The following is a 7,984-nucleotide window of genomic DNA, read 5'->3' as shown; positions in this document are numbered from 1 at the left end:
GTGACACCGGAAACGGAGGCTCAGCAACGCCGTTTCAACAACGCGGAGATTCGCCGGGATGGCCGGCTGCAAACGCGCAAGAAGCTCAACGAGCCCTGACACCTGAGTTGTGTCGGCAAACTTTACAAAAAACGTTCTGTGGCACAGCGCTCATTTTCTAACTTTCTGAAACAGCCGCAAGGATTAAAACTGGCACACAATCTTTTCGATTATTGGCTTTTAGACAGAACTGGTGAGGTGAATCGGCCAGGAAGGATGTTTATTTTTGGCATTCAGACACTTGGGTGAAAATGCGGATGTAAAGAAAACAAAACCCCACACATGGTGGGGTTTCGGGTTCCAAAGCGAGCCACTCAGCCCGCTTCAGTGAGAACGGAACCGTTCTTCAGAACTGGTTCATGGTGTTGTCTTTACCACCGGCCTTCAGGGCTGCGTCGCCTGCGAAGAACTCTTTGTGGTCATCGCCGATGTTGGAGCCGGCCATGTCCTGGTGCTTCACAGTCGCGATACCCTGACGGATTTCCTTGCGCTGCACGCCTGCAACGTAGGCCAGCATGCCTTCGTCACCGAAGTAGCCCTTGGCCAGGTTGTCGGTAGACAGGGCCGCAGTGTGGTAAGTCGGCAGGGTGATCAGGTGGTGGAAAATACCGGCTTCACGGGCGCCATCACGCTGGAAGTTGGCAGTCCACTCGTCCGCCAGCTTGCCGAGCTCGGTTTCGTCGTACTTGGCGTTCATCAGGTCGGCACGCTCGTAGGCAGACACGTCCTTGCCTTCTTCCTTCCAGGCATCGAATACCTGCTGACGGAAGTTCAGGGTCCAGTTGAACGACGGGCTGTTGTTGTAAACCAGCTTGGCGTCGGGCACAACTTCCCGGATACGGTTAACCATGGCAGCGATCTGGCCAACGTGGGGCTTCTCGGTTTCGATCCACAGCAGGTCAGCACCGTTCTGCAGGCTGGTGATACAGTCCAGAACCACACGGTCTTCGCCAGTGCCCGGCTTGAACTGGAACAGGCCGGAAGCCAGACGCTTGGGCTTCATCAGCTTGCCGTCGGACTTGATCACAACGTCGCCGTTGTTGATGTCTTCCGGCTTCTCGATGTAGTCGCCGTCGAGGAAGCTGTTGTACTGGTCGCCCAGGTCACCCGGCTCTTCGGTTACGGCCAGCTTCTGGGTCAGGCCAGCGCCCAGGGAGTCGGTACGGGCAACGATAACGCCGTCGTCCACACCCAGCTCAAGGAACGCCAGACGAACAGCGTTGATCTTGGACAGGAAGTCGGCGTGGGGAACGGTTACCTTGCCATCCTGGTGACCACACTGCTTCTCATCAGACACCTGATTCTCGATCTGGATGCAGCAGGCACCGGCTTCGATCATCTGCTTGGCCAGCAGGTAGGTGGCTTCGGCGTTACCAAAACCGGCATCGATGTCGGCAATGATCGGCACGATGTGAGTTTCGTGGTTGTCGATCTGCTTGATCAGCTCATCAGCCTTGGCGTTGTCGCCGGCCTGCTGGGCTTCTTCCAGGGCGCGGAACAGGTGGTTCAGTTCCCATGCATCCGCCTGGCGCAGGAAGGTGTACAGCTCTTCGATCAGGCCGGAAACCGCGGTCTTCTCGTGCATGGACTGGTCAGGCAGCGGACCGAACTCGGAACGCAGGGCGGCAACCATCCAGCCGGACAGGTACAGGTAACGACGCTTGGTGCTACCGAAGTGCTTCTTGATGGAGATCATCTTCTGCTGGCCGATAAAGCCGTGCCAGCAACCCAGAGACTGGGTGTACTGGGAAGTGTCTTTATCGTAGTTCGCCATGTCTTCGCGCATGATTTTCGCGGTGTACTTGGCAATGTCCAGGCCAGTCTTGAATTTGTTCTGGGCGCGCATGCGAGCCGCGTGCTCGGGATTGATAGCGTTCCAGGTGGGATTCTGCTTCAGAATGGAAGCAATGGCGTCAACGTCATTTGCGTATGGCATGATCTCAGTCCTGTCTTCTAAGGTTTGAGGCGCTCTTTTATGAAGTATAAAAGCAACTTCAGTGAGCCAGCGTCCGTTCAAAAAACAACCAGGCCGCTGACATTGACGGTTACTTTAGTGGGTTTGATTTTATAATTGAAATTTATATTATCTATTTTCGGCATTTTCTAGGTGAATACTGATAAACATCAAACTTGAGCTGTGTCAGGCAGCCTGATATCGCCGGTGCTACCATGCTCGTAAGGGTAGCGAATCCCTCCCAGACCACGACACAGGCATGAATCCCCGGTGTTTTACATACGAGCTTTCGGTCACTCCCTTCTGCATGCCCTGAAAAACCTGATGCCCATTGTGGTAGTCGTGGTGTTTTTCCAGCTGGTGATCCTGCAGCAGGTGCCGGAGAACACTCTGGGGATGACTTTTGGGTTGTTCATTGTGGCAGTCGGTGTGGCGCTTTTTCTTCAGGGGCTGGAACTGAGCATCTTTCCAGTGGGGAAAAGTCTCTCCAACCAGTTTGCCCACCGTGGCTCCATTCCCATTCTGATGGCTTTCGGGTTCGCCCTCGGGTTTTCTGCGGTGGTGGCGGAGCCGGCGCTGATTGCCGTTGCCCAGCAGGCGCAGGAAATCAGCGGCGGCAGGATTAATGCACTTACCCTGAGATTACTGGTGGCAACCTCCGTGGGCTTCGTGGTTGCACTGGGCGTGTTCAGGACGATCATGGGCTACCCACTGCACTGGTTCATGATTGTCGGCTACATAGCGGTCGTGATCGTTACCTGGTTTGCCCCGGAAGAAATCGTCGGCCTGGCCTACGATTCCGGCGGAGTCACCACCAATGTAGTAACCGTGCCCCTCGTTGCGGCACTGGGCATCGGCCTTGCGGTCTCGATTCGTGGCCGGAATCCGCTCACTGATGGCTTCGGCCTGGTAGCCCTGGCTGTTATGGTCCCCATGATTACGGTTCAGCTTTACGGCATTCTGGTCTATTCAGGGGAACAGCCGGAAGGCGATTTCCTCATGGATACCGGCGATGATGATTCCACGGCTTCGGGGCCTGTGAAAATTCTGCTGGAGCTGGCAGAGATGGTGCGGGATGTATTACCCATAATCCTGACCATCCTTATCTTTCAGTACCTTGTGTTACGGCGTGGCCTGAACAATCCGCGCAAGATTCTGTTTGGCTTTGCCCTGGTTATTTTCGGCCTTTACGCTTTCGTGGTAGGCCTGAAAATCGGCCTGTTCCCCATTGGCACCAGCATGGCAGAACAGTTGGTGACCCTCGATGGTTACCTCTTCGTTTACCTGTTCGCCTTTATGATCGGCTTTGCCACTACCATGGCGGAGCCGGCACTGATTGCAATCGGACAGCAGGCGGAAGACGCTGCTGCCGGCACATTGAATGGCAACGCCATTCGCCTTTTCGTCGCCCTGGGCGTTGCTATCGGAATCACCGTCGGTGTTCACCGGATCATTGTCGGGGATTCCATCCACTATTACATCATGGGGGGTTACCTGGTCGTTATCCTGCTGACCACCATTGCCCCCCGCTATATCATCGCGCTGGCCTACGATCTGGGCGGAGTAACCACGTCAGAGGTTACGGTTCCGCTGGTAACTGCTCTGGGCATCGGGCTTGCCAGCAATATCGAGGGCCGCAGCGTACTCATTGACGGCTTCGGGCTGATTGCCTTTGCCTCGATTTTTCCCATCATTACCGTTATGGCCTACGCCATTGTTGTTGACCATATCGCTGCACGAAGGAAACCAGCCACATGAAATTCTCCGTACTCGTCGCTATCGTGCCCGAAGATCAGGAACAGGATTGCATTGATGCAGCCAGGGATCTCGGCGCCGGAGGGGTCACCGTTCTGGCCGGGCGCGGCATCAGCAATACTGCGAAGAAAACCTTCTTTGGCCTGACCTATGATGGCAGCCAGAGCGTTCTTGTCATGGTGCTGGAAAAGGGGCTGTCGCTGGATATTCTGAAAGCCATCCAGCACATTCTAATGCCAGCGAAGAAAGGCTCCCGGGGCCTGGTATTCACGCTCCCCCTGGAACATCTGGGCGGCATCGACCTGTCCCAGGTTGAAAAATTCGAACAACACGTAAAAGACTCGCTGTAAGTGGAGGATCAGAATGAAACTTGTAAAGGATGTAATGATCCGGGATACCATCGATGTATCCCCGTTTGCCAGCCTCCGGGACGCCCTGTCGCTGATGAAAAAGCACCAGGTGAAATCCCTGGTGGTGGATAAGCAGAATGAACACGATGCCTACGGGCTGATTACCTACACCAATATTCTCAAGACCGTGATCGCGGAAGATGGTGATATCGACCTGCTCAATGTCTACGATGCCTGCGCCAAACCGGTCATCAGCGTTGGAGAGCACCTCGGCATTCGCTATGCCGCCAGCCTGATGAGCCAGCACCGCGTGAAGCGTCTGCTCGTTCTGCAGGATAACCAACTCGTCGGCTTCGTGGTTATGGACGACATCATGGCGGCCTTGCTGGATACCATCGATTAATCGCGGACAGGCTTCATGAATGGCACAGCACGATTACGCGGTCGGCCGGGTTGAGATCCAGATACTCGTCCCGAGGGGGACTGAGTTTTGAATGATGACCGTTAGTATCAGGCTTGTCACGCCAGACCCCCAGCGCCACCTCATCCCTTGCTGCCACCACTTTTTCCAGCACCTGAAAGTCTGCACTGGCCGGTAACGGGTAGTCATGGGGATCCCGGAACTGTATCTCGGCCCCGCCTACCGTAAACAGCTCGTCCAGCACTACCCTCAGCTCACGCCGCAATGCCACCTGAGCCAGAACGTGGCTGACAATCATCGGGCTGATCATCATTTCACTCTGGTGGCCGGTCAAAAGGTTGCGATTGTCCGGGTCACTCAGTTCCATGATCAGTTGAGGCCGCCTGCCGCCCTCACTCAGCAGGTCTTCGAGTTGCAGGTAGCCCACCATCGCCCGGGCATCGGCTTCTTCTCCGGACGCCAGCCGGTCACTGCTAAGCAGTACGATGGAATCGAAGTTGAGCGGGCCAACCTGTCTCAGTTCACCCTCCACCATGTAATCCGCCTCAACGTGGCGGCAGATTACATCGCGCTGGTCACCCAGATACTGCTGGATCTCCTGCTGACGCTCCCGCGCAGGCACTACGGAGACTATATCCACTTCGAAGCGCATCTGGCTGTAGCTGGAGAATTCGCTGATCAGGCTGGGCACGCGGCGGTTCCAGCCAAGCACCAGGACCCGGTGGACTCGCTCGGATAAGGTGACGGAACGGCTGGCTGGCCGCCCGCGAGTTATCAGTGGCAGTGACGATGCCCTGGTATCCGGCTCGGTTTCCGCATAGTCCCTCGCCAGCATGACAACCCGATCCTCGATAGCAATAGGCGTGTCCGAGGAAGCTGGCATTTGCACTTTCCAGCCCTTGCCTTCGGGTTTCAGGATACCCAGCACGATCACTTTCTCTCGCCTGGATGCCAGCTCGCCCAGCGTCAACCCGGCAACCGAATCGCCACCGCGTATGTAAATCTCGCTACCCTCTCCGGCGGTGAGCAGTTCGTTGTAAATCTCGGATAGCCCGGGATGCAGGATATTCTGCACCATGAGCCGGCTGATGGTGGCATCGCCCGCTACCACTTCGACTTCTCCGGGATAGGCCCGTTCAATGACCGGGTGTTTGCGCATATCCTGGATTTCGGCAACAACGAATGGCAGGGGCGCCCGCAGGTGCCGTGCCTGTGCGGCAATGGACAGCAGCGCCTTCACCGTCTCCACGTCCGACGTTATAAGGCTGCCGGCCTGATGGGCCGCGCTGGGCACGATAACCGCAGAGGCGTCAAGGCAAGCCACCCGCTGCAGGGCATCGGGCTGGATGGCGGCACCGGAGCGGAGAATGATCTGGCGCGCCTTGCGGCCAATCCCGGGCTCGTTCCTCAGTTCATGAACCTGCTCCGCCGACGCTGTCTCGGACAACACCACCAGCCGTAGCCGGTTGGTGTCGTGTTTTTCCAGGAACCGACGCATCCGGCCGGAAGAGCCCAGCAGTTCCCCCAGCAACGGCAGGGTCTGGCTGGTCCACCCCAGCACCACGATATGGTTCCTCAGGGTAACCGGTGTCAGGCCCCGCTCCAGGTCTGTCATCTTGGCAATCAACCAGCGGGTCAGGATGGCCACCAGGGTGCCCATGAACACCACGTAGCCGCTGATGGTCAGGATGGTGGACACCAGCCGTTGCCAGTTGCCCACATCGTCCCCCAGATAGCCAGGATCCGTCAGCCGCAGGAAGGCCCACCAGATTGCACCTCCCACATCCTCATGGGGGCCACCAAAAGGAATCACCAGCAGGCCGCCGATCAGGGAAATCATCCCGATGAAGACACCCACCACCAACAGCTGAAAACCGGCGCCTTTGACAAGTTGGCGTTCTACAATGAATTTGACGCGGTCAACAAAGCGGAATGGAAGCATGGTTGTCCTTATGTGGAAGCCTGAAATGACCGTAGCATAGCCTATAAGGCAAAATGGATACGGGTAAATGTCTGTTCAGACCCATTCAGCCGGCCGGGAACTGCCCATGCACAGATATCTGAAAATCATGATTGCCACTGCGGCTCTCCTGCCAGCGACTTTGGCTGCCGACCTCAACCACCTGCCGCAACCCTGGCGACAGGATGCGGTTGTCATGGGCAAGGAGGAGGCGCCCGATGTTGAACGTTACCTGCATGAACTGTCATTCCGGCACAGCCAGCCCGCCCCGTCGGCTATTGAAAACGGCATACGGGGCACCGGTGGCAGCGTTGGAAGCCGGCGCCTTTACCTGGATTTCCGTTTCCGCCAGGATTTCGCCTTCAACGATGATCGCCAGGGGTTCCTGCTGGACATTCAGCGCAGTGAAGACTTTGATGGCAGTTACGACCGGCAACTCGTAGGGTTCCGCCACCAGCTCACCGATACCACCGAGCTCTGGCTGCAGGGAGACGTCTTCGCTGACAAGTCCCGCTCGGATATCTATTTCAGCGGCCGGCACACGTTTGCCAACGGATCCTGGGTTCACGGCAGCTGGATACAGCCCGACGCCTATTTCAACAGCAAAACACGCAGCGACGACACTCTGGTGGAAACACCACAGAGCTTTTTCCTCCAATGGCACCAGCCTTCAGAAGACGATCGCCCCGGCGCCACCACTGCTTCGGTTACCTACACCATCCCCTCAACCTTCGATAGCCGCAGCGAAAACCTGGTGGTGGAGAGCGAATCCGTCAAAGCTGCACTGACCCACCAGTACCGGTTCAGATCCTGGCAGTTGCAGGTGGAGCTGAGCGGCGAGCGCACCCGCCGGCAGTTCAGTCTGGACGAGGCTGCCGGCACGATACCCTCGCGACGGGACCATGTAAGGGCAGGGGCAAAAGCCGTGCAAACGGCGCATCGTCTGCAGCCGGGCATAGGCCTTCATTACTTCTATCTCAGGGAACAGGGGTATACCGGCCGGAACCTGGATGAAATTGCCGATATCCGGCGGCAGGAGCCCACACTGTCCGGGCATTTCAGGTTACCGCTCGCGAAGGCAGTCACGCTGCGCCCGGCGATATACCTGGGCGCCGCAGATATCGATCAGTCTTACTCGGTGAGCGATGACGATGACCATCAGGGCTTCATCGGCAAACTTGCGCTGCCCTTCGAAATACTTCTTTCCCGACAGGACAACGCAATCCTTACCCTTGCACCGACGTTCTACCTGCACAAGGCGGCGTTTGGTGGCGGCAACTTCCAGCTGCACTGGCCTATGTAATAACCGCGGGTACTGGGAGAAAGTTGCGCCTGGTGTTTTAGCGCTCGTCGATACAGGCCTCGCGGAAGGCATGGGCGAGTCGCAGGGAGAAAAGATAGGCGCAATGAGGCATTGAATATCCCGAACAGTGAACCAGAACAACAAAAGGCTGACAGCCAACTGCGTTTCGTGATCGTATAAACAGTTATGACGAACTATTCCC

6 protein-coding genes are annotated in these 7,984 nt (G+C 56.8%); 4 read left to right on the top strand and 2 right to left on the bottom strand.

The genetic code is table 11. The annotated features are described in order from the left end of the window. Positions 1–385: 385 nt before the first annotated feature. Positions 386–1,975 (bottom strand): isocitrate lyase, encoded by a 1,590-nt coding sequence (locus ACESMB_RS13725; RefSeq protein ID WP_372971837.1) that lies wholly within the window; start codon positions 1,973–1,975, stop codon positions 386–388. 288 nt (positions 1,976–2,263) lie between these two features. Here ACESMB_RS13725 and ACESMB_RS13720 point away from each other — a divergent pair, with 288 nt between their 5' ends. From ACESMB_RS13720 to ACESMB_RS13710, 3 genes are read left to right on the top strand one after another with little or no spacing between them, the layout of a single operon-like run. Next, the gene (locus ACESMB_RS13720; protein WP_372971836.1) at positions 2,264–3,751 is read left to right on the top strand and encodes a DUF1538 domain-containing protein; all 1,488 of its coding nucleotides are present in this window, start codon (positions 2,264–2,266) and stop codon (positions 3,749–3,751) included. After that, entirely contained in the window at positions 3,748–4,098 is a 351-nt protein-coding gene (locus tag ACESMB_RS13715; protein ID WP_372926243.1) for a transcriptional regulator, read from the top strand. Before ACESMB_RS13720 ends, ACESMB_RS13715 begins: the two co-directional genes overlap by 4 nt. A gap of 13 nt (positions 4,099–4,111) precedes the next feature. Then, the gene (locus ACESMB_RS13710) at positions 4,112–4,501 is read left to right on the top strand and encodes a CBS domain-containing protein (protein WP_372971835.1); all 390 of its coding nucleotides are present in this window, start codon (positions 4,112–4,114) and stop codon (positions 4,499–4,501) included. A gap of 13 nt (positions 4,502–4,514) precedes the next feature. Here the strand turns inward: ACESMB_RS13710 and ACESMB_RS13705 are convergent, their stop codons facing one another. Continuing rightward, a complete protein-coding gene (locus ACESMB_RS13705; RefSeq protein WP_372926241.1) occupies positions 4,515–6,461 on the bottom strand; it encodes a CASTOR/POLLUX-related putative ion channel in 1,947 nt (648 codons plus the stop codon). Positions 6,462–6,528: 67 nt separating this feature from the next. Between ACESMB_RS13705 and ACESMB_RS13700 the strand changes: the two genes are divergently transcribed. Further along, a complete protein-coding gene (locus tag ACESMB_RS13700; protein ID WP_372971834.1) occupies positions 6,529–7,782 on the top strand; it encodes a hypothetical protein in 1,254 nt (417 codons plus the stop codon). Positions 7,783–7,984 lie beyond the last annotated feature (202 nt).

The sequence above is a fragment of the Marinobacter sp. genome (assembly GCF_041686475.1).
Lineage (GTDB): Bacteria > Pseudomonadota > Gammaproteobacteria > Pseudomonadales > Oleiphilaceae > Marinobacter.
This window is presented reverse-complemented; position numbering and strand designations above follow the sequence as displayed.